Annotated in this window: 21 protein-coding genes; 17 read left to right on the top strand and 4 right to left on the bottom strand. The window is 71.2% G+C overall.

What is annotated here, in order from left to right; all coding sequences use genetic code 11:
* Positions 1–33 precede the first annotated feature (33 nt).
* The 4 genes from pdxS to RR1_RS03730 all read left to right on the top strand — a co-directional run bounded on the left by pdxS (position 34) and on the right by RR1_RS03730 (position 2,886).
* Positions 34–936 carry a pyridoxal 5'-phosphate synthase lyase subunit PdxS gene (gene pdxS / locus RR1_RS03745; RefSeq protein WP_010838825.1) on the top strand — a complete coding sequence of 301 codons (903 nt, stop codon included), beginning with the start codon at positions 34–36 and terminating at the stop codon, positions 934–936.
* The gene (locus RR1_RS03740; protein ID WP_238559023.1) at positions 933–1,688 is read left to right on the top strand and encodes an AzlC family ABC transporter permease; all 756 of its coding nucleotides are present in this window, start codon (positions 933–935) and stop codon (positions 1,686–1,688) included. Before pdxS ends, RR1_RS03740 begins: the two co-directional genes overlap by 4 nt.
* Entirely contained in the window at positions 1,685–1,993 is a 309-nt protein-coding gene (locus RR1_RS03735) for an AzlD domain-containing protein (protein WP_010838827.1), read from the top strand. The genes RR1_RS03740 and RR1_RS03735 overlap by 4 nt, the downstream gene beginning before the upstream one ends.
* A gap of 68 nt (positions 1,994–2,061) precedes the next feature.
* Positions 2,062–2,886 (top strand): acyl-CoA thioesterase, encoded by an 825-nt coding sequence (locus RR1_RS03730; protein ID WP_010838828.1) that lies wholly within the window; start codon positions 2,062–2,064, stop codon positions 2,884–2,886.
* Between the two features lie 19 nt (positions 2,887–2,905).
* Here the strand turns inward: RR1_RS03730 and RR1_RS03725 are convergent, their stop codons facing one another.
* Positions 2,906–3,520, bottom strand: coding sequence for a hypothetical protein (locus tag RR1_RS03725; protein WP_010838829.1), 615 nt, complete (start codon positions 3,518–3,520; stop codon positions 2,906–2,908).
* A gap of 93 nt (positions 3,521–3,613) precedes the next feature.
* Here RR1_RS03725 and tesB point away from each other — a divergent pair, with 93 nt between their 5' ends.
* Positions 3,614–4,498: an acyl-CoA thioesterase II gene (gene tesB, locus RR1_RS03720; RefSeq protein ID WP_010838830.1), complete on the top strand. Its 885-nt coding sequence runs from the start codon at positions 3,614–3,616 to the stop codon at positions 4,496–4,498.
* A complete protein-coding gene (gene pdxT / locus RR1_RS03715; protein ID WP_010838831.1) occupies positions 4,495–5,112 on the top strand; it encodes a pyridoxal 5'-phosphate synthase glutaminase subunit PdxT in 618 nt (205 codons plus the stop codon). Before tesB ends, pdxT begins: the two co-directional genes overlap by 4 nt.
* Positions 5,113–5,139: 27 nt before the next feature.
* Here the strand turns inward: pdxT and RR1_RS03710 are convergent, their stop codons facing one another.
* Positions 5,140–6,078 (bottom strand): hypothetical protein, encoded by a 939-nt coding sequence (locus tag RR1_RS03710; RefSeq protein WP_010838832.1) that lies wholly within the window; start codon positions 6,076–6,078, stop codon positions 5,140–5,142.
* Positions 6,075–6,431: a GntR family transcriptional regulator gene (locus tag RR1_RS03705; RefSeq protein ID WP_010838833.1), complete on the bottom strand. Its 357-nt coding sequence runs from the start codon at positions 6,429–6,431 to the stop codon at positions 6,075–6,077. The genes RR1_RS03710 and RR1_RS03705 overlap by 4 nt, the downstream gene beginning before the upstream one ends.
* A gap of 170 nt (positions 6,432–6,601) precedes the next feature.
* Here RR1_RS03705 and RR1_RS03700 point away from each other — a divergent pair, with 170 nt between their 5' ends.
* The 10 genes from RR1_RS03700 to RR1_RS03655 all read left to right on the top strand — a co-directional run bounded on the left by RR1_RS03700 (position 6,602) and on the right by RR1_RS03655 (position 18,059).
* A complete protein-coding gene (locus RR1_RS03700) occupies positions 6,602–7,357 on the top strand; it encodes a YebC/PmpR family DNA-binding transcriptional regulator (protein ID WP_010838834.1) in 756 nt (251 codons plus the stop codon).
* A gap of 108 nt (positions 7,358–7,465) precedes the next feature.
* Complete coding sequence (gene ruvC / locus RR1_RS03695) at positions 7,466–8,056, top strand: crossover junction endodeoxyribonuclease RuvC (protein WP_040773903.1); 591 nt, start codon at positions 7,466–7,468, stop codon at positions 8,054–8,056.
* The gene (gene ruvA, locus RR1_RS03690) at positions 8,053–8,649 is read left to right on the top strand and encodes a Holliday junction branch migration protein RuvA (RefSeq protein ID WP_010838836.1); all 597 of its coding nucleotides are present in this window, start codon (positions 8,053–8,055) and stop codon (positions 8,647–8,649) included. The genes ruvC and ruvA overlap by 4 nt, the downstream gene beginning before the upstream one ends.
* Positions 8,646–9,758 (top strand): Holliday junction branch migration DNA helicase RuvB, encoded by a 1,113-nt coding sequence (ruvB, locus tag RR1_RS03685; RefSeq protein WP_010838837.1) that lies wholly within the window; start codon positions 8,646–8,648, stop codon positions 9,756–9,758. The genes ruvA and ruvB overlap by 4 nt, the downstream gene beginning before the upstream one ends.
* 168 nt (positions 9,759–9,926) lie before the next feature.
* Positions 9,927–10,262: a preprotein translocase subunit YajC gene (gene yajC / locus RR1_RS03680; RefSeq protein ID WP_010838838.1), complete on the top strand. Its 336-nt coding sequence runs from the start codon at positions 9,927–9,929 to the stop codon at positions 10,260–10,262.
* 97 nt (positions 10,263–10,359) lie between these two features.
* Positions 10,360–12,174: a protein translocase subunit SecD gene (gene secD, locus RR1_RS03675; protein WP_010838839.1), complete on the top strand. Its 1,815-nt coding sequence runs from the start codon at positions 10,360–10,362 to the stop codon at positions 12,172–12,174.
* Positions 12,171–13,394 carry a protein translocase subunit SecF gene (gene secF / locus RR1_RS03670; RefSeq protein ID WP_010838840.1) on the top strand — a complete coding sequence of 408 codons (1,224 nt, stop codon included), beginning with the start codon at positions 12,171–12,173 and terminating at the stop codon, positions 13,392–13,394. Before secD ends, secF begins: the two co-directional genes overlap by 4 nt.
* Position 13,395: 1 nt before the next feature.
* Positions 13,396–15,093: an ABC transporter substrate-binding protein gene (locus tag RR1_RS03665; protein WP_010838841.1), complete on the top strand. Its 1,698-nt coding sequence runs from the start codon at positions 13,396–13,398 to the stop codon at positions 15,091–15,093.
* A 21-nt stretch (positions 15,094–15,114) separates the two neighbouring features.
* A complete protein-coding gene (locus RR1_RS03660) occupies positions 15,115–15,651 on the top strand; it encodes an adenine phosphoribosyltransferase (protein WP_051111219.1) in 537 nt (178 codons plus the stop codon).
* Positions 15,652–15,722: 71 nt separating this feature from the next.
* Positions 15,723–18,059 (top strand): RelA/SpoT family protein, encoded by a 2,337-nt coding sequence (locus tag RR1_RS03655; RefSeq protein WP_010838843.1) that lies wholly within the window; start codon positions 15,723–15,725, stop codon positions 18,057–18,059.
* Here the strand turns inward: RR1_RS03655 and RR1_RS03650 are convergent.
* Positions 18,043–18,984 (bottom strand): NAD(P)/FAD-dependent oxidoreductase, encoded by a 942-nt coding sequence (locus RR1_RS03650; protein WP_010838844.1) that lies wholly within the window; start codon positions 18,982–18,984, stop codon positions 18,043–18,045. The two genes, RR1_RS03655 and RR1_RS03650, sit on opposite strands and share 17 nt — an antisense overlap.
* A gap of 70 nt (positions 18,985–19,054) precedes the next feature.
* Here RR1_RS03650 and RR1_RS03645 point away from each other — a divergent pair, with 70 nt between their 5' ends.
* The gene (locus tag RR1_RS03645) at positions 19,055–19,645 is read left to right on the top strand and encodes a helix-turn-helix domain-containing protein (protein ID WP_010838845.1); all 591 of its coding nucleotides are present in this window, start codon (positions 19,055–19,057) and stop codon (positions 19,643–19,645) included.
* The last annotated feature ends 24 nt before the right edge of the window (positions 19,646–19,669 follow it).

Here is a 19,669-nt window from a genome sequence, read left to right as displayed (position 1 = left end):
TCCGTTTCCGATGCATCTTCAGGAGAATTCGCTGTGAGCACCCCCGACACCACATCCACCACCGGCACCGCGCGCGTCAAGCGCGGAATGGCCGAGATGCTCAAGGGCGGGGTCATCATGGACGTCGTCACCCCCGAGCAGGCGAAGATCGCCGAGGACGCGGGCGCCGTCGCCGTCATGGCGCTCGAGCGGGTTCCCGCCGACATCCGTGCGCAGGGCGGCGTCTCCCGGATGAGCGACCCCGACATGATCGACGGCATCATCTCCGCCGTCTCCATCCCGGTCATGGCGAAGGCGCGGATCGGCCACTTCGTGGAGGCACAGGTCCTGCAGAGCCTCGGCGTCGACTACATCGACGAGTCCGAGGTCCTGACACCCGCCGACTACGAGAACCACATCGACAAGTTCGCGTTCACCGTGCCGTTCGTCTGTGGTGCGACGAACCTCGGCGAGGCGCTCCGCCGCATCACCGAGGGTGCGGCGATGATCCGCTCGAAGGGCGAGGCGGGGACGGGCGACGTCTCCAACGCCACGACCCACATGCGGCAGATCCGGCAGCAGATCCGCCGCCTCACCTCGCTTCCCGAGGACGAGCTCTACGTCGCCGCCAAGGAACTGCAGGCGCCGTACGACCTCGTCGTCGAGGTCGCGAAGGCCGGCAAGCTCCCCGTCACGCTGTTCACCGCCGGTGGCATCGCGACTCCCGCGGACGCCGCGATGATGATGCAGCTCGGCGCCGAGGGCGTGTTCGTGGGCTCGGGCATCTTCAAGTCGGGCAACCCGGCGCAGCGTGCTGCCGCGATCGTCAAGGCCACGACCTTCCACGACGATCCCGACGTGCTCGCCAAGGTCTCGCGCGGGCTCGGCGAGGCGATGGTCGGCATCAACGTCGACGACATCCCGCAGCCGCACCGGCTCGCCGAGCGCGGCTGGTGACATCGGGGGAGACTCCGCACCCGCACGACCCGCACGACCGACCCGCGAGCGCTTCGCTCGCGGGTCGTCTCGTCCCGCTCGCTCTCGCGATGGCACTGGTCGGCGCATCGTTCGGTGCCGTCTCCGTCGCGGCCGGAGTGTCCTTGCCGCAGACGATCGCTCTCTCGGTGATCGTGTACGCGGGTGGGGCGCAGTTCCTCGTCGTCGCGGCCGTCGCGGCGGGGGCGGCCCCGGCGGCGATCGTCCTCGCCGGACTCGTCGTCAACGCGCGGCACCTGCCGTACGGGCTCGTGCTGGCCGATGTGCTCGGCGCCGGAGGCTCCCGATGGAGCCGCGTGCTCTCGGCGCACCTCATGACGGACGAGGCGACGGCCTTCACGATCGACCAGCTGCGCCGCCACGGCGATCGCGCCGCGGCACGCCGGCTCTTCCTCGTCGCGGGTGCGGCCCTGTTCCTCGCGTGGAACGCGGGAACCGCGATCGGTGCCGTCGGCGGCAATCTCCTCGGCGACCCCGCCGCGTGGGGGATCGACGCGGCGTTCCCGGCCGCACTGCTCGCTCTCACCGCCGGAGCGTGGCGCGCCCGAATCGACCGCCGCGTCGCCCTCGCCGGGGCGGCGGTCGCCGTCGTCGCGACGCCGCTGCTGCCGGCGGGGATGGGCGTGCTCGCGGGACTCGCCGGGCTCCTCGTCGCCGGGCGCGGCGGGTTCGATCCCGACGGCGCGCCCTCCGGAGCGGTGGGTGCGCGATGAGCTGGTGGGTGATCGCGGCGCTCGCCGCCGGGACTTTCGCGTTCCGCGCCGCCGGGCCGCTCGTGCGGTCGCGCGTGCACGTCCCGCCGCGCGTCGTCCGGGGGCTCGCGCTCGCCGCCACGGCGCTGCTCGTCGCGCTCGGCGTGACGCAGACCGTGTACGACGGCTCGTCCTTCGCCGGCTGGGCCCGCGTCGCCGGGGTTCTCGTCGCCGCCGTTCTGGTGTGGCGCAGGGCACCATTCGTGCTGGTCGTGGTGGGTGCCGCAGCTTCGGCGGCGATCCTCCGGGCCCTCGGCGTCGCCTGAGGCCGCCGCATTACGATCGGAGCGCAGCACGGACGAATCCCGCTGCGCCCTCGATCGGAAGGAGTCCCGTGTCGGGCACGATCACCTCGATCCTCGAACTCGAGCGGCTCGAACGTGACATCTTCCGCGGCAACGCGATCGAGACGACGCTCGTCCGCACCTTTGGCGGTCAGGTCGCGAGCCAGTCGCTCGCCGCGGCGGGCCGCACGACCGAACCCGAGTTCGTCGTCCATTCGCTGCACGGTTACTTCCTGCGGCCGGGTGATCCGTCGATCCCGACGGTGTATCTCGTCGACCGGATCCGCGACGGCCACTCGTTCGTCACACGCCGCGTGCGCGCCGTGCAGGACGGCCGAGCCATCTTCACGATGGCGGCCTCCTTCCACCACGGCGACGAGGGGATCGAGCACCAGGACACGATCCCGGACGTACCCGATCCGCTGTCGCTCCCGCACGTGACCGACGGCGGCGATCCCGAGCAGCTGTGGATCGCCCGGGAATGGCCGCAGTGGGATCTGCGGTTCGTACCGCGCGATCGCGTCGAGCCGCTGGGCGGTTCCGCGGGACGGCAGCAGCTGTGGTTCCGTTCCCTCGAAGAGCTGCCGGACGATCCGATGTTCCACGTCTGCACGCTCGCGTACCTCAGCGACATCTCGCTGCTCAACACCGCGCGCGCCGCGCATCCCCCGGGCCAGCTGCTCCAGCTCGCGTCCCTCGATCACGCGATGTGGTTCCTGCGGCCGTTCCGCGCCGACGACTGGCTGCTGTACGATCAGCTGGCGCCGTCGTCCGCGGAAGGACGCTCGCTCACCCAGGGACGCATCTTCGACCGGTCGGGCACACTCGTCGCCGCGGTGACGCAGGAAGGGCTCACGCGCCACCTGCACGAGTGAGCGCGGCGGACGTGCGGGTTCAGGGCACCGCCGTGCCGGTGCGCACCGCGGGCCGGTCGGGATGGTCCCAGCGGACCTCGACGTCGGCGGGCGGAGCGTCCTTGTCGGCCGCGAGCAGCGGCGCGACGGTCCACTCGTCGTCGGTGAGCCGGCGCAGCGTGCGTTCGGTCATCGCGAGCCGCACCGTGACGTCGAAGCCGAGTCCCTGTCCCAGGAGCATCGGGCCGAACACCACGAGGGTGTGCCGCCCGCGAGCGGCGACGGTGTGCTCCCGTGCGGAGCGATCCGTGCGCTCGTCCCACAGCCGCGGCAACCACTCGCCGCGGTCGTGCAGCGCCCGGACGACCTCGCGATCGAGCCCCGCGTAGTCGAACCATGCAGTGCGATAGGACAACTCGTCTCGGTGCCCGTACTCGAGCCGCAGCGATGCGGGCCGGACGTAGTCGTGGAGATCGACGACGTCCGCCGACCCGCCTTCCGCGATCTCGGCGTCCGCGATCTCGGCGGCGAGCTCGCCCGGGCGCGCGGCGTCGGGCGCGGACACCGCGACGACCGCACGGGGGCGGGCGAGGCGCGCCCGGCCGGCCACCTCACGTGCGAGCGCACTGCGCGTCGTCGGACGATAGAGCACCACGACTCGATTGTGCCGCGCGACGGACGCCCGAACGGATCCGGCGTACCCGCGCGATAGGCTCGAACGCCTGAACCGGGCGAACAGGAGGAGCGAGTGGTCGCGATCGAACAGGTGCTGCGCCTGGAACGCCTCGAACGAGACATCTTCCGCGGCGCGACGTCGCCGAGCGTGTTGCAGCGGACCTTCGGCGGACAGGTCGCCGGGCAGGCGCTCGTGTCCGCTGTCCGCACCGTCGACGACGAGTTCGTCCCGCACTCGCTGCACGGCTACTTCCTGCGTCCCGGGGACCCCTCCATCCCCACGGTGTATCTCGTCGATCGGCTGCGCGACGGACGTTCGTTCGTCACGCGGTCGGTCGACGGGGTCCAGAACGGCGAGACCATCTTCTCGATGTCGGTGTCGTTCCATCGCGGCGACGACGGCATCGAGCATCAGGATCGGCAGCCGGTGGTCCCCGATCCCGACGAACTCGTCGATCTCGCGACGGTCGCCGAACTCGCCGACGCGCCGATGTTCCAGGAGTGGAAGGAATGGGACATCCGCGTCGTGCCGCGCGAGCGCACCGAGACGCTGCCGAACCTCGCGGCGCAGCAACGCGTCTGGATTCGCTATCGCGACCGGCTCCCGGACGATCCCGCTCTGCACGTGTGCGCGCTCGCCTACATGAGCGACATGACGCTGCTCGACTCGTCGCGCGTCCCGCATCAGGACGATCGGCTGCAGCTCGCGTCGCTCGATCACGCGATGTGGTTCCTGCGGCCGTTCCGGGCCGACGACTGGCTGCTCTACGACCAGACGTCGCCCTCGGCCGGTCTCGGCAGGGCCCTGACGCAGGGGCGTATCTTCGACAGGGACGGCCGCCTCGTCGCGGCCGTCGTGCAGGAAGGACTCACGCGGATCGCGCGTGACGCACCACCCCCGTCCGGGGCGGACGAGCGACAGGAATCCGACACTCACATGAACCTCGAGAAGCCGTGACCCGACCGCTGATCGGCGTCCTCGCACTGCAGGGCGACGTCCGGGAACACCTCGCCGCACTGACCGAGTCCGGTGCCGACGCCACCGCCGTGCGCAGGCCGGAGGAACTGGGCAAGGTCGACGGCCTCGTGCTTCCCGGCGGCGAATCCACGACGATGAGCCGCCTGCTCGAGATCTTCGACCTGCTCGAACCGCTGCGCGAACGGCTCGCGGCGGGGATGCCCGCGTACGGCTCGTGCGCGGGGATGATCCTGCTCGCGAGCGAGATCCTCGACACCCGGCCGGACGCCCGGCATCTCGGCGGCATCGACATGACGGTGCGGCGCAACGCGTTCGGCCGCCAGGTCGACTCGTTCGAGACCGACCTCGACTTCGCAGGCATCGCCGGCGAGCCGGTGCGGGCGGTCTTCATCCGAGCGCCGTGGGTCGAGCGCGTCGGCGACGACGTCGAGGTCCTCGCCAGGGTTCCCCACGGCGACGACACCGACGCCGACGCCGCGGGCCGGATCGTCGCGGTGCGTCAGGGCGCGGTCGTCGCCACGTCCTTCCACCCCGAGGTCACGGGCGATCGGCGCGTCCACGAGCTGTTCGTGGACATCGTCCGCGAGAGCTGACGCGCTCGGCCCGGCGGCAGAGGTGCGTCAGGACGCGAGCCGCACGTACGCGTTGAGCAGTGCCGCGCCGTCGTCCGCGTCGTCGATCGTGACACCGAACGGACGTTTGCCGGTGCGCCGCGCCATGATCGCCGGCCCCGAGCGCAGCACGACCACCGTGCCGTGCGGCGTTGTGCGGTAGCCCCACCCGCCCCACTGGGCGGGAACGATGTCGACGACCTCGGCGCGCGAGATGTCGCGGGCCGGGATGCGCCGCCACGGAACGCCCCACGACGAGACCGTGAGGCCGTCGCGGTCGACGCGCACCGTCACCGACGCGAGTGCGCCGCCGAGGACGGCGACCACGACGAACAGCGCGGCGAGCCACCACTGCCCGAACAACGCGGCGACGACGGCGCTCGCCGTCACGACGAGCGCGGCACCCAGTGCGACGCGGGAGCGGGCGTGTTCGATCCAGACGGCGTGCTCGCCGGCGTGGAGTGGCGGGTCGAGCCGGGGGACGAGCCCGCTCGGGCGCGCCGTCCTGGATCGGGGGAGCGACGCGAACGCGAGTGCGCCCCACACGAGGCCCGCGAGCGGCAGGACGATCCACCAGCCGAGGACGGCGTCGGCGGGTGCCTCCGCGGCGGTCGTGACCACGGCGGAGGCGATGTACGTCGCCGCGACGATCCACGCGACCAGTGCGGCGGCGGGTATCCAGAGCCCGGCGTCGGCGGTCGTGCGGGCGGCGGCCACGATCGCGCCGATCGCCGCGAGTCCGCACACGGCGAGCGTCGCGGCGAAGAAGGCGGTGGCGTCGGTGAATCCGTCGGCGGTGGTGCCGGACCAGTGCGTCGCGAGAGTGCCGGGGAGGTCGTCGCGCAGGACGAGCCACACCAGCACCATCGCGACGACGGGGACGGCGGTGGACACGGCCGCGATCGTCGCGGTCCGGATGCGGTCGGGGTGTGATGGTGAGCGGGTCACGAGCGTGCGGTCTCCTCCACGAGTCGGGTCATCAGGTCGGTCGTCATGCCGACGCGGCGGGCGCTCTCGACGAAACGGCGCGCGGCTTCGCGGACCTCGACGTGCGCCGAGTCCGCCGCGGCGGTGACCGTCGCGCCGCGGCCGCGCCGGACCTCGATCAGTCCCTCGTCGCGGAGTACCGCGTACGCCCGCAGCACGGTGTGCAGCCCGACGTCGACCGAGTTCGCGAGGGTGCGTGCCGTCGGCAGGCGATCGCCGGGCGTGAGTTCGCCCCGTGCGAGGGCGCCGCGGATGGCACCCGCGATCTGCTCGGCGAGCGGGATCGCCGAGGAGTGATCGATACGGAACAGCATAGTTCGCATTGTATGCGAACAATACGAACGGCGCGACGGCGCGGTCCGGATCCGTCCCGTCGCGTGCTGCGGGTACGATCGGCACAGCCGAACAGCCTGCGAACGCGAGGAAGACAGCGCGGGTTCGCTGCAGCCGTCTGTTCACCGCACGCGAAAGGGGCACCACACGCATGAGCGGCCACTCCAAATGGGCCACCACCAAGCACAAGAAGGCCGCCATCGACGCCAAGCGCGGCAAGGCCTTCGCGAAGCTGGTCAAGAACATCGAGGTGGCGGCCCGGACCGGCGGTGGCGATCCGGCGGGCAACCCCACGCTGTACGACGCGATCCAGAAGGCCAAGAAGTCGTCGGTCCCCAACGACAACATCGAGCGCGCCCGTAAGCGCGGCGCGGGCGAGGAAGCCGGCGGCGCCGACTACCAGACGATCATGTACGAGGGCTACGGCCCGAACGGTGTCGCCGTCCTCATCGAGTGCCTCACCGACAATCGCAACCGCGCCGCGGGCGAGGTCCGTACCGCGATGACGCGCAACGGCGGCAACATGGCCGACCCGGGTTCGGTCGCGTACCTGTTCACGCGCAAGGGTGTCGTGACGCTCGAGAAAAGCGGGCGCACCGAGGACGACGTGCTCATGGCCGTGCTCGACGCGGGTGCCGAGGAGGTCACCGACCTCGGCGAGTCGTTCGAGATCGTCTCGGAGCCGACCGATCTCGTCGCCGTCCGCACCGCGCTGCAGGACGCCGGGATGGACTACGACTCCGCCGATGCGGACTTCCGCGCCTCGGTCGAGGTACCCGTCGACGCCGACGGCGCCCGCAAGGTCTTCAAGCTCGTCGACGCGCTCGAGGACTCCGACGACGTGCAGAACGTCTATACCAACATCGACGTCTCCGACGAGGTTCTCGCCGAACTCGACGCCGACTGACTCGCTCCCGGGCCGTGCGTGTCGCCGCCGCGTTCGCGGGCGGCGCGCGTTAGGCTGTCGAACAACTGTTCGCAGCGTGGAGGGGTGTCGGTGGTGCGAGTACCGGTGGTGCGAGTGCTGGGGGTCGATCCCGGTCTGACTCGGTGCGGTCTCGGCGTCGTCGACGGCGGCCGTGGCCGTGAGGTGGACCACGTCGACGTCGGCGTCGTGCGTACGCCCCCCGATCTCGACCTCGCCGCTCGCCTGCTCCGAGTCGCCGACGGCGTCGAGGAGTGGCTCGACCGGCTTCGGCCGGACGTCGTGGCGATCGAGCGCGTGTTCGCGCAGCACAACGTCCGGACGGCGATGGGGACGGCACAGGCGGGCGGTGTCGTGGCGCTCGCCGCGGCGCGGCGCGGCATCGCGGTGCACTTCCACACGCCCAGCGAGGTGAAGGCCGCGGTGACGGGCAACGGCTCGGCCGACAAGGCGCAGGTGACGACGATGATCACCCGCATCCTGCGGCTCGAGACCGCCCCGAAGCCCGCCGACGCCGCCGACGCACTGGCCCTCGCGGTCTGTCACTGCTGGCGAGCCCCGATGATCGAACGCATGGCGCGCGCGGAAGCCGCTGCGCAGGAACAGAAACGACGCTACGAGGCGCGGCTGGCCGCAGAGCGGGCGCGCACCGGCACGGTACGGAAAGCGAGTTCTCGATGATCGCGTCGGTACGCGGCGAGGTACTGGACATCGGCCTCGATCACGCGGTGATCGAGGCCGCCGGCGTCGGCTATCGCGTCAACGCCACCCCCGCGACCCTCGCGACCCTGACGCGCGGCAGCGAGTCGGTGCTCGTGACGTCGATGATCGTCCGCGAGGACTCGATGACGCTGTACGGCTTCCCCGACGGCGACTCGCGCGAGCTGTTCACACTCCTCCAGACGGTCACGGGAGTCGGGCCGCGGCTCGCGATGGCGGTCCTCGCCGTCCTCGAACCCGACGCGCTGCGCGCGGCGCTCGCCGACGGCAACACGGCGGCCCTCACGCGCGTGCCGGGTATCGGCAAGCGCGGTGCCGAGCGGCTCGTCGTCGAACTGCGCGACAAGGTCGAACTGCGGGCGGGCACGTCGGCGACACCGGGTACGGCTGCCGCCGGGTCGCCCGTGCGCGAGCAGGTCGTCGAGGCCCTCACCGGACTCGGGTTCGCCGCGAAGGCGGCCGAGTCGGCGACCGACAGCGTCGTCGCCGACGATCCCGCGATCGGAACGTCGGCCGCGCTGCGCGCTGCGCTCTCGCTGCTGGGCAAGCGATGAGCGCCGACGATCGCGCGGCTGCCGACGGCCGCGACCTGTCCGGCGGCGAGGTGACCGACACCGTCAGCGCCGAGTACCTGGCGAGCGACGGCGACATCGAAACGAGCCTGCGCCCCCGCAGTCTCGACGACTTCGTCGGCCAGCCGCGCGTGCGCGAACAGCTCCAGCTCGTGCTGCGAGGTGCGACGCAGCGCGGCAGCGCGCCCGATCACATCCTGCTGTCCGGGCCGCCCGGACTGGGCAAGACGTCGATGGCGATGATCATCGCCGCCGAACTCGGGACCTCGCTGCGGCTGACGTCGGGCCCCGCACTCGAGCGTGCGGGCGATCTGGCGGCGATGCTGAGCAATCTCGTCGAGGGCGACGTGCTGTTCATCGACGAGATCCACCGGATGGCGCGCCCGGCCGAGGAGATGCTCTACCTGGCGATGGAGGACTTCCGCGTCGACGTCGTCGTCGGCAAGGGGCCCGGCGCGACGTCCATCCCGCTCGAGGTCGCGCCGTTCACGCTCGTGGGCGCGACGACCCGCTCCGGCGCGCTCACCGGGCCGCTCCGCGACCGGTTCGGCTTCACCGCGCACATGGACTTCTACGAGACCGACGAACTCCGCCGCATCCTGCTGCGCTCGGCGAGGATCCTCGGTGTCCGCATCGACGACGACGCCGCATCCGAGATCGCCGGGCGTTCGCGGGGAACGCCGCGCATCGCCAACCGGCTGCTGCGGCGCGTCCGCGACTACGCCGAGGTCCGTGCCGACGGGCTCGTGACGCTCGACGTCGCCCGCGCCGCGCTGACCGTGTACGACGTCGACGAACTCGGCCTCGACCGGCTCGACCGCTCGGTGCTCGCGGCGCTCGTGCGGAGCTTCGGCGGCGGCCCGGTCGGTGTGTCCACCCTCGCGGTTGCCGTGGGGGAGGAGCCCGCGACCGTCGAAGAGGTCTGCGAGCCCTTCCTCGTGCGCGCCGGGCTCGTCGCGCGCACACCGCGCGGGCGCATGGCGACCGCGGCCGCATGGGAACAACTCGGCCTCGAACCACCCCCCGAGGCAGCTGCCGGAACTGCGGTGCGGGCGCACGAGGACCAGACCGCATTGTTCGAGGCCGACTGAGCCGACGAGGCCAGGCCGACGGGGCCTGACGTGCGACGCGTCGGTGGCGGTGGCGGACGCGATGCGGCATGGCACACTGGTGAGTTGTGCGGAGCGATCCGGCCCCCGCACGGCGGCGATCGCCCGTCCCGTACGCCCGAGACGAAATCCCGAGGTTGTGACTTTTCGATGGACCTACTCTTTCCGCTGCTGATCCTGCTGCTGCTCGTCCCCATGTTCCTGGGAATCCGACGGCAGAAGAAGGAGATGGCGAAGACCGCGGAACTGCAGGACGCGCTGCAGATCGGCGACCGCGTCGTGACGACCGCGGGCCTGTACGGCACCGTGCGTTCCCTCGCCGACACGACCGTCGAGCTCGAGATCGCGCCCGGCGTCGTGAGCACGTGGTCCCGCATGGTCGTCCGTGAGCGGATCACGGACGAGCCGACGCCCGGTGGCATCCCCGCCGACGAGATGATCGTCGACGAGCAGGCGCCCGGTCGCTCGGACCGCGACACGAACTGATCCCGCGCGTCACACCGACCGCCCGCGGTGACGGTCGGTGTGTTCTCGCGCGTACGGCAAGCCCCTGAGCCCGTGATCTCGAGGAGACAACGACATCGTGGCACCATCGTCCGGACCGCGTCCGGTCCGCACTCTCACCGTGTTCGCGGTGATCGTCGCGGCGCTGTACGCGCTGGTGTTCTTCACCGGTGACCGATCACCGGAACCGAAGCTGGGTATCGACCTCGAGGGCGGAACCCGGGTCACCCTGACCGCCCGCACCCCGGACGGCAGCGCCCCGTCGCAGGACAGCCTGCGGCAGGCACAGAGCATCATCGAGTCGCGAGTCAACGGCCTCGGCGTGACGGGCTCGGAGGTGATCGTCGACGGCGACAATCTCGTGATCACGGTGCCGGGTGACGACAGCTCGCAGGCACGCACGCTCGGCCAGACGGCCCGGCTGTACATCCGTCCCGTCGCGACGTCGCAGGCTCCCGGAACGCCCGTGCCGGGCGAGGCACCCGCGACCGCACCCGGTGATCCGGCGGCACCGGGCGATCCGGCTGCACCGGCCGCACCGGCCGATCCCGCGGCGCCCGCCGAGGTTCCGCCGGCCGAGGCTCCGGCCCCCGAGCAGCCCGCCGACGCCCCCGTACCGCAGAGCCGCCCCTTCCTCTCGCAGGATCAGCCGGCGACGCCCGAGCCCGCGCCCGCCGAGACGCCGGACGGCGTCGTCCCGGAGCAGGCCCCGAGCCCGACGGATCCCGGCGACACGGACGCCGACACCCTCGACAGCGAACGCGCGGCAGCGGAAATCGCGCAGGCGCGCGAGACGCGGCAGAGCAGCGACCCCGCGGTGCTCCAGCAGGCGATGGCCACGATCGACTGCGCGGCACCCGACCCGTTGCGCGGCAACGACGATCCGGAACTGCCGCTGGTCGCGTGCTCGACCGACGGACAGGCCGTGTATCTGCTCGAACCGGCGATCATCGACGGCCAGGAGATCGCCGACGCGACGTCCGGCTTCAACCAGCAGCAGTCGCGCCACGAGGTCAGCCTGACCTTCCGTTCGGGCGCGAGCGACACGTGGGCGGCCTTCACCGCGCAGAACATCGGCCGGCAGGCCGCGTTCACACTCGACTCGCGGGTCGTCAGCGCCCCCCAGATCCAGGGTGCGACCCCCGCCGGCAGCGCCACCTCCATCACCGGCAACTTCACCGCCGACCAGGCGGCCGAACTCGCGAACACGCTGCGCTACGGCTCGCTGCCGCTTTCGTTCGCGTCGTCGGAGGCCGAAACCGTCTCCGCGACGCTGGGACTGGCGTCGCTGCAGGCAGGTCTGATCGCGGGCGCGATCGGTCTGCTCCTCGTGCTCGCGTACTGCTTCCTGTACTACCGGCTGCTCGGTCTGCTCACGATGTTCTCGCTCGTGTGCTCGGGCGTCGCCGTCTACGCGATCATGGTCCTGCTCGGCCGCTACATCGGGTTCACGCTCGATCTCGCGGGCGTCGCGGGCCTCATCATCGGTATCGGTATGACGGCCGACTCGTTCGTCGTGTTCTTCGAGCGCATCAAGGACGAGATCCGCGAGGGACGAAGTTTCCGCTCCGCAGTGCCGCGCGGCTGGGCTCGCGCCCGCAAGACGATTCTGTCGGGCAACGCGGTGAGCTTCATCGCCGCGGCGGTGCTGTACTTCCTCGCCGTCGGGCAGGTGCGCGGGTTCGCGTTCACCCTCGGCCTCACGACGATTCTCGACGTCGTCGTCGTGTTCCTCGTGACGGCTCCGCTCGTGCTCCTCGCGTCGAAGTCGCCGTTCTGGGGCAAGCCCGCCGTCAACGGCCTCGGGGCCGTCCAGCAGGTCGCGCGTGAGCGCAAGGCCGCCGCCATCCGCAAGGCCGACGCGGCCGCGTCGACGAGGGAGACGAACCGATGACCGACCGTCCGGACAGCGTCGTGGACGACGAGACGATCGCGGACGAGCGGGTCGACCAGTCGTCGATGCCCCGTCACGGCGTGCTGCAGCGCCTCTACACCGGAACGGGCGCGTTCGAGATCGTCGGACGCCGCCGGCGCTGGTACCTGATCACCGGAATCATCGTCGCCGTGGCGATCCTCGGGATCGCGATCCGCGGCTTCACGCTCGGAATCGACTTCGAGGGCGGCACGCGGATCCAGTTCCCGGCGTCCGGGGAGATCGAGACGAGCCAGGTCGAGGAGGTCTTCGCCGAGGCCACGGGCACCGAGCCGGAGGCCGTGCAGACGGTCGGCTCGGGCGCGGGTGCGGCCGTCGAGATCCGCTCGGTCACCCTCGACCAGAACCAGGTCGAGGCCGTCCAGCAGGCGCTGTACGAACGGTTCTCGCCGGTCGGCGCCGACGGCACCGCGAGCCCGAACGCGATCAGCGTCGCCGACGTCAGCGAGACGTGGGGCGGTCAGGTCACGCAGAAGGCGCTGCTCGGCCTCGTCGTGTTTCTCGTGCTCGTGATGGTCTACATCACGATCCGGTACGAACGCGACATGGCGATCGCGGCGATCGCAGCGCTGTTCTTCGACATGGTCGTCACCGCGGGCGTCTACGCCTGGGTCGGGTTCGAGGTGTCGCCCGCGACGATCATCGGCCTGCTGACGATCCTCGGTTTCTCCCTCTACGACTCCGTGATCGTCTTCGACAAGGTCGAGGAGAACACGAGGGGTGTGCTGCATCTGCACCGCCGCACGTACGCCGAACAGGCGAACCTCGCCGTCAACCAGACGTTCATGCGGTCGATCAACACCTCGCTCATCAGCGTGCTGCCCGTCGTCGCCCTCATCGTCGTCGCGGTGTGGATCCTCGGGGTCGGCACGCTGAAGGATCTCGCGCTCGTGCAGTTCGTCGGCATCCTCGTCGGCTGCTACTCGTCGATCTTCTTCGCGACGCCACTGCTCGTGTCGATCAAGGAGCGGTGGGGACCGATCGCCAAGCACACGGTCAAGGTGAAGCAGAAGCGTGCGGAGGCGGCCGAGCGCATCGCCGCCGGTGGTTCGCCCGCTGCCGCGACCGCCACCGCCACCGCCGACGTCGACATCGACGCGGCGCCGGCGCCGCGCGGCCGTGCCTCGTCGCCGGCCCCGGGAGCGCGTCCCACCGGAAAGCGCGCGAGGAAGAGGCGCTGACGTGCCGCGCCCAGCGGGTCGCCGCACCGCCGCCGTCGTCGCGGCGGTGGCGGTGACGGCGGGCCTCGCGAGCGCGTGCACGTCCGACGAGGGCGAGCAGGTTCCCACGATCGGGTACGCGATCGCGGGCGACGTCCCGACCTACAATCCCGCGACGTCGACCGGTCGCTGGTCGGGAGCCCTCGCGGGGCTCAGCCGCGTGCTGCCCGGCTTCTCGTACACCGACCCGAGCGGTTCGGTCGTCGCGGACACCGACATCGGCAAGGCCGCGCCGGTGCCCGGTGATGCGCTCGCCGTCACGTACTCGTTCGCGGAGAGCGCGGTGTGGTCGGACGGTGTTCCGATGACGTGCGACGACCTCGTGCTCACCTGGATCGCCCACAGCGGCCGTGCGCCGGAGTTCGACGTCGCGAGCACGGCCGGCTACCGCGACGTCGACCGGATCGACTGCGCGCCCGGTGACAAGACCGCGACCGTGATCTTCGGTCAGGGTCGGTCCGTCGCCGACTGGAAGTCGCTGTTCGGCGCGGGCGAGGTCCTGCCGGCGCACGTCGCGGGCGCTGCGGCGGGTGTCGACGACACGACGGCAGCCCTCGTCGACGGCGATGCCGACGCGACCGCGCGGATCGCCGACTTCTGGAACACCGGGTGGACGCTGACGCCCGGCGAGCCGGTCGACGCGGCGCGCTTCGTGGCCTCCGGTCCCTACCGGCTCGAGGCGGTCGACGAGTCCGGAGTTCTCGAACTCGTCCCGAACGACGCGTGGTGGGGCAACCGGCCGCGCACCGAACGGATCGAGGTGTACCCGAGGTCCGCGGACGTCGCCGCGCTCACGGCCGACGGCGACGTCGAGATCGTCGACGCCGTCGGGACCAGGTCGGGTGACCTCCCCGACGGCTTCGCCCTCACGGACGTCGTCTCGCCGGCCGTGGAGCAACTCGTGCTGGGCGGCGGCCTCGACGATCCGGCGTTGCGCCGCGCGTTCGCGAGCTGCGTCCCGCGGGACGCGCTCTTCGCCGAGCACGGCAGCCCCGGCACGGGCGCACCGCCCGCGAGCGGGCCCGGTTCGGGAGTGGCCGACGCTCGCTTCACGCCACGCAACTCGCTCGTGTACGGCCAGGTCGCCGGAGTCGCCGACGGGCGGTACCGCGCCGGCGACAGCGCTGCGGCGGCCGACGCCCTGAGCGGGGCCGGCAGTGACGGCGCGACCGTCAGGATCGGCTACCGCGCACCGGACGACCGCCGCGCCGCCGTCGTCGCACGGATCGCCGCGGCGTGTGCACCCGCGGGCATCGTCGTCGAGGACGCGTCGTCACCGGACTTCACACCGGCCGCGCTCGCCGACGGGGCCGTCGACGCCGTACTCGGTGCGGAAGGCGGTGCGCAGGGCGCCGCGGGATCGCAGCCGGCGACCCGGCGACTGCAGGCACTGCGCTCCGGCGAGCGCGCGAACATCGGCGGCTTCTCCTCGGTCCGGTACGACGAACTCGTCGATCAGCTCGCGACCGCGGCGTCGTCGTCGGCCCGGCTGGGACTCGCGACCGACGCCGAACGGATCCTCTGGGACGAGCTGCCGACGCTGCCGCTCTTCGACCAGTTCCGGACCGTCGCGATCGCAGACGGAACCGAGGCGGCGACACCGAACCCGACCGAGACCGGCACGGGGTGGAACATGGACAGGTGGGTGTTCCGGCGATGACGACAGGTGGGTGTATCGACGATGACGGCACGTGACGAGATCACGCGACTGACGCACTGGGTGGAGGACTTCCCGGTCGCCGGTGTGCGGTTCGCCGATCTCACACCGGTGTTCGCCGACGGCGGCGCGTTCCGCGAGATCGTCGGTGAACTCTCGCAGTGTGCGGGCGACGACGTCGACATGATCGCCGCGATCGACGCCCGCGGATTCCTCGTCGGTGGCGGTGTGGCCGACCGCCTCGGCACCGGGCTGCTCGCCGTCCGCAAGAAGGGCAAGCTGCCGCCGCCCGTGCACGCGCAGGAGTTCGCGCTCGAGTACGGCAGCGACCGGCTGGAAATTCCGGCGACGAGCGTGTCGTTGAAGGGAACACGGGTGCTCGTCGTCGACGACGTGCTGGCGACCGGTGGCACCCTGGTGGCGGCGTCGGCGTTGCTCGAGGCGGCGGGCGCGACCGTCGTCGGCGTGGGCGTCGTGCTCGAGATCGGCGCACTGCGCGGCCGTGAGCGGATGCGCGAACGACTCGGGGGCACCCCGGTGTCGGCGCTGCTCACCGTGTAGGACACGATCGCCGGGGGCCGGTGGGCCGCCGAGGTGCGGTATTAGACTCGTGTGATGCGGGAGGAGGCGGTATGACCCAGAATCTCGACCGTTCGAGCGACCCGGCCGGCGCGGAGAAGCCCGCCGCGCCTCGTGACGCGCGCCCCGCCCCCGTCACCACGTCGGCGTCCCGCCGCGTCAGGGCCCGCCTCGCCCGCCGGATCACCGGATCGCGCTCGGCGCAGATTCGCCCCGTCCTCGAACCGCTCGCCGCGTCGCACCGCGAGCTGTACCCGAAGGCCGATCTCGCCGTTCTGCAGCGTGCGTACGACGTCGCCGAGGAACGCCACGAGGGTCAGCGCCGCAAGTCCGGCGACCCCTACATCACGCATCCGCTCGCCGTCGCGACGATTCTGGCCGAACTCGGCATGGACACCACGACACTCGTCGCGGCGCTGCTCCACGACACCGTCGAGGACACGGGGTACTCGCTCGATCAGCTGCGCGGCGAGTTCGGCGACGAGGTCACCCATCTCGTGGACGGCGTGACCAAGCTCGACAAGGTCGTGCTCGGCAACGCGGCCGAGGGCGAGACGATCCGCAAGATGATCATCGCGATGGCGCGCGATCCGCGTGTTCTCGTGATCAAGGTCGCCGATCGGCTCCACAACATGCGCACGATGCGCTTCCTGCCGCCCGAGAAGCAGCAGCGGAAGGCGCGCGAGACCCTCGAGGTCATCGCCCCGCTCGCTCATCGGCTCGGCATGGCGACCGTCAAGTGGGAGCTCGAGGACCTCTCGTTCGCGATCCTGCATCCCAAGAAGTACGACGAGATCGTGCGGCTGGTCGCCGACCGCGCTCCGTCCCGCGACACCTACCTCGCGAAGGTGCGCGCCCAGATCTCGAGCACGCTCGGCGGCTCGCGGATCAACGCCGTCGTCGAGGGCAGGCCCAAGCACTACTGGTCGATCTATCAGAAGATGATCGTCAAGGGCCGCGACTTCGACGACATCCACGATCTCGTCGGCGTCCGTATCCTGTGCGACGAGGTTCGCGACTGCTACGCCGCGGTCGGCGTCGTCCACTCGCTGTGGCAGCCGATGGCGGGCCGTTTCAAGGACTACATCGCGCAGCCTCGCTACGGCGTGTACCAGTCGCTGCACACGACCGTCGTCGGGCCCGAGGGCAAGCCGCTCGAGGTGCAGATCCGCACGCACGACATGCACCGGACCGCCGAGTTCGGCATCGCCGCGCACTGGCGGTACAAGGAGACGAAGGGCCGTTCCGCGTCGGACGCCGCCGAGATCGACGACATGGCGTGGATGCGGCAGTTGCTCGACTGGCAGCGTGAGGCCGCGGATCCGGGGGAGTTCCTCGAGTCGCTGCGCTACGACCTCGCGGCGAAGGAGATCTTCGTCTTCACGCCGAAGGGCGACGTCGTGACGCTCCCGTCGGGATCGACGCCCGTCGACTTCGCGTACGCGGTGCACACCGAGGTGGGGCATCGCTGTATCGGTGCCCGCGTCAACGGGCGCCTCGTCGCGCTCGAACGGCGCCTCGAGAACGGCGAGGTCGTCGAGGTGTTCACCTCGAAGGCCGCCAACGCGGGACCGAGCCGCGACTGGCAGTCGTTCGTCGTCTCGCCGCGCGCGAAGACCAAGATCCGGCAGTGGTTCGCGAAGGAACGCCGCGAGGAAGCCGTCGAGGCCGGCAAGGACGCGATCACGAAAGAGGTTCGCCGCGTAGGACTTCCGCTGCAGCGGCTGATGAACGCCGAGTCGATGACAGCCGTCGCGCACGAGTTGCGCTACGCCGACGTGTCGATGCTGTACTCCGCTGTCGGCGAGAACCAGGTCTCCGCGCATCACGTCGTGCAGCGACTCGTGGCGCACTTCGGTGGTGTCGGCGGCGTCGAGGAGGAGCTCGCCGAACGGTCGACGCCGTCCACGGTGCCGATGCGTCCGCGCGCGACCGGCGACTCCGGTGTCCTGGTCCCCGGTGCGGAGGGCACCGTCGCGAAGCTCGCGAAGTGCTGCACCCCCGTGCCCGGCGACGAGATCATGGGCTTCGTGACGCGCGTCGGCGCGGTCAGCGTCCACCGGACGGACTGCACGAACGCCGCCGACCTGCAATCGAAATCGGAACGGATCATCGACGTCGAGTGGGCGCCGTCGCCGTCGTCGGTGTTCCTCGTCGCGATCCAGATCGAGGCGCTCGATCGCCATCGGCTGCTGTCGGACGTCACCAAGGCGCTCGCCGACGAGAAGGTCAACATCCTCTCGGCGTCCGTGACGACGTCCGGCGATCGTGTCGCGATCAGCAAGTTCACCTTCGAGATGAGCGACCCGCGCCACCTCGGCCACGTGCTGGGCGTCGTGCGCGGCGTCGAAGGTGTCTACGACGTCTACCGGCTCACGTCCGCGGCGTAGCGCGCATCTCCTGAACCGCCCGGTCGGCGGCGTCCGTCACGAGATCGAGGTTGACGGCGGCGCCGGCCTGCACTCCCGCAGCGGCCGCCGCGGCGACGGTCGCACCTGGATCGGTCACATTGCCGACGGCCCACACGCCCGCGACGTCCGTCGCGCCCATGACGCCGGTCGGGATGTGCGCCATCCCCGACGGGTGCAGAGCGACGGCGCCGCCGAGTCGGGTGAACAGCTCCGCTCGCGGCACGATGTGCGGAGCGACGACGAGCGCGTCGACCGAGACGGCCTCGCCGGAGCCGAGGAGTAGATCCAGTGCGGCCCCGGACGTCTCGATGCGGTCGACACGCGCGTCGACGATGCGGACACCGAGCGCGGCGAGTCGCTCCGCCGTGTCGGTGTCGAGGCCGTCCATGTCGTGGCGGAACAGCGTCGTCTCGCCCGCGATCTGCTGGAACAGCAGGGTCTGGTGGACGCTTCCCGGCGACGTCCCGAGCACGCCGACGCGGGTGCCGCGCACCTCCCATCCGTGGCAGTACGGACAGTGCAGGACGCGGTGACCCCACTCGTCGCGAAGGCCGGGGACGTCGGGCAGCTCGTCCACCACGCCCGTCGCGAGGACGATCCGGCGCGTGCGCACGGACTCGCCGTCGGCGAACGTCACTGCGAAATCGCCCGAGGCGCGGTCGATCTCGTGAACACGATCGTTGCGGAACTCGACGCCGTAGCCGACGGCCTCGGAGCGGCCGCGCGCGAGTAGGTCGTGCGGCGCGATTCCTTCGTGGCCGAGGACGTTGTGCGCCGCGGGGGACGGGGCGTTGCGTGGCTCGCCGGCGTCGACGACGAGGACCGACCGCAGGGATCGGGCGAGGACGATGGCGGCGGACAGGCCCGCGGGGCCGCCTCCCACGACGGTGACGTCGTACTGCACGGTGTGCTCCTTCGGCTGGGCGTGCCCTCCACGCTACCGAGCAGTGCCGGTAGAGCATAGACTCTTGCCTATGACGCAAGAACTCGATGCCGGTCAGTCGATCGAGGCCGTGATCCGGCAGCGCATCCGCGGCCTGCGCGTCGCGCGGGGGTGGTCGCTCGACGCACTCGCCGCACGCTGCTTCCTCAGCCCGTCGACGCTCAGCAGGATCGAGACCGGGCGGCGCCGCATCGCCCTCGATCAGCTCGTCCCGATCGCGCGGGCACTGGGAACCACACTCGACCAGCTCACCTCGCCCACGAGCGACGAGGACGTCGTCATCCGCCCGGAGCCCGACTGCGCACCGGGACGGACGACGTGGATCCTCACGCGCGACAGCGCGCGGGCGTCGATCGTCGCGGCGAAGATGCGATTCGACCCCGCGCCCGTCGGCGAACTGGGTGTCCATCCGGGAACCGAATGGTTCACGGTGCTGTCCGGGACGGTGCGCCTGCACCTGGGCGACCGGGTGATCGATGTCGGCGAGGGCGAGGCGGCGGAGTTCGACACGATGACGCCCCACGCGATCGAGGCGCACGGCGGCCCCGTCGAGATCCTCAGTCTCTTCGACCGCGACGGCCAGCACGCGCACCTGCACACCTACAGGGACGGCGGGCGGTGACCGGCGGAAACCTGCCGGACCCCG

The sequence above is a fragment of the Rhodococcus rhodnii NBRC 100604 genome, from assembly GCF_001894925.1.
GTDB classification, from domain to species: domain Bacteria; phylum Actinomycetota; class Actinomycetes; order Mycobacteriales; family Mycobacteriaceae; genus Rhodococcus_F; species Rhodococcus_F rhodnii.
The sequence above is the reverse complement of the archived record's forward strand: the minus strand, read 5'-3'. Positions and strand labels throughout refer to the sequence as shown.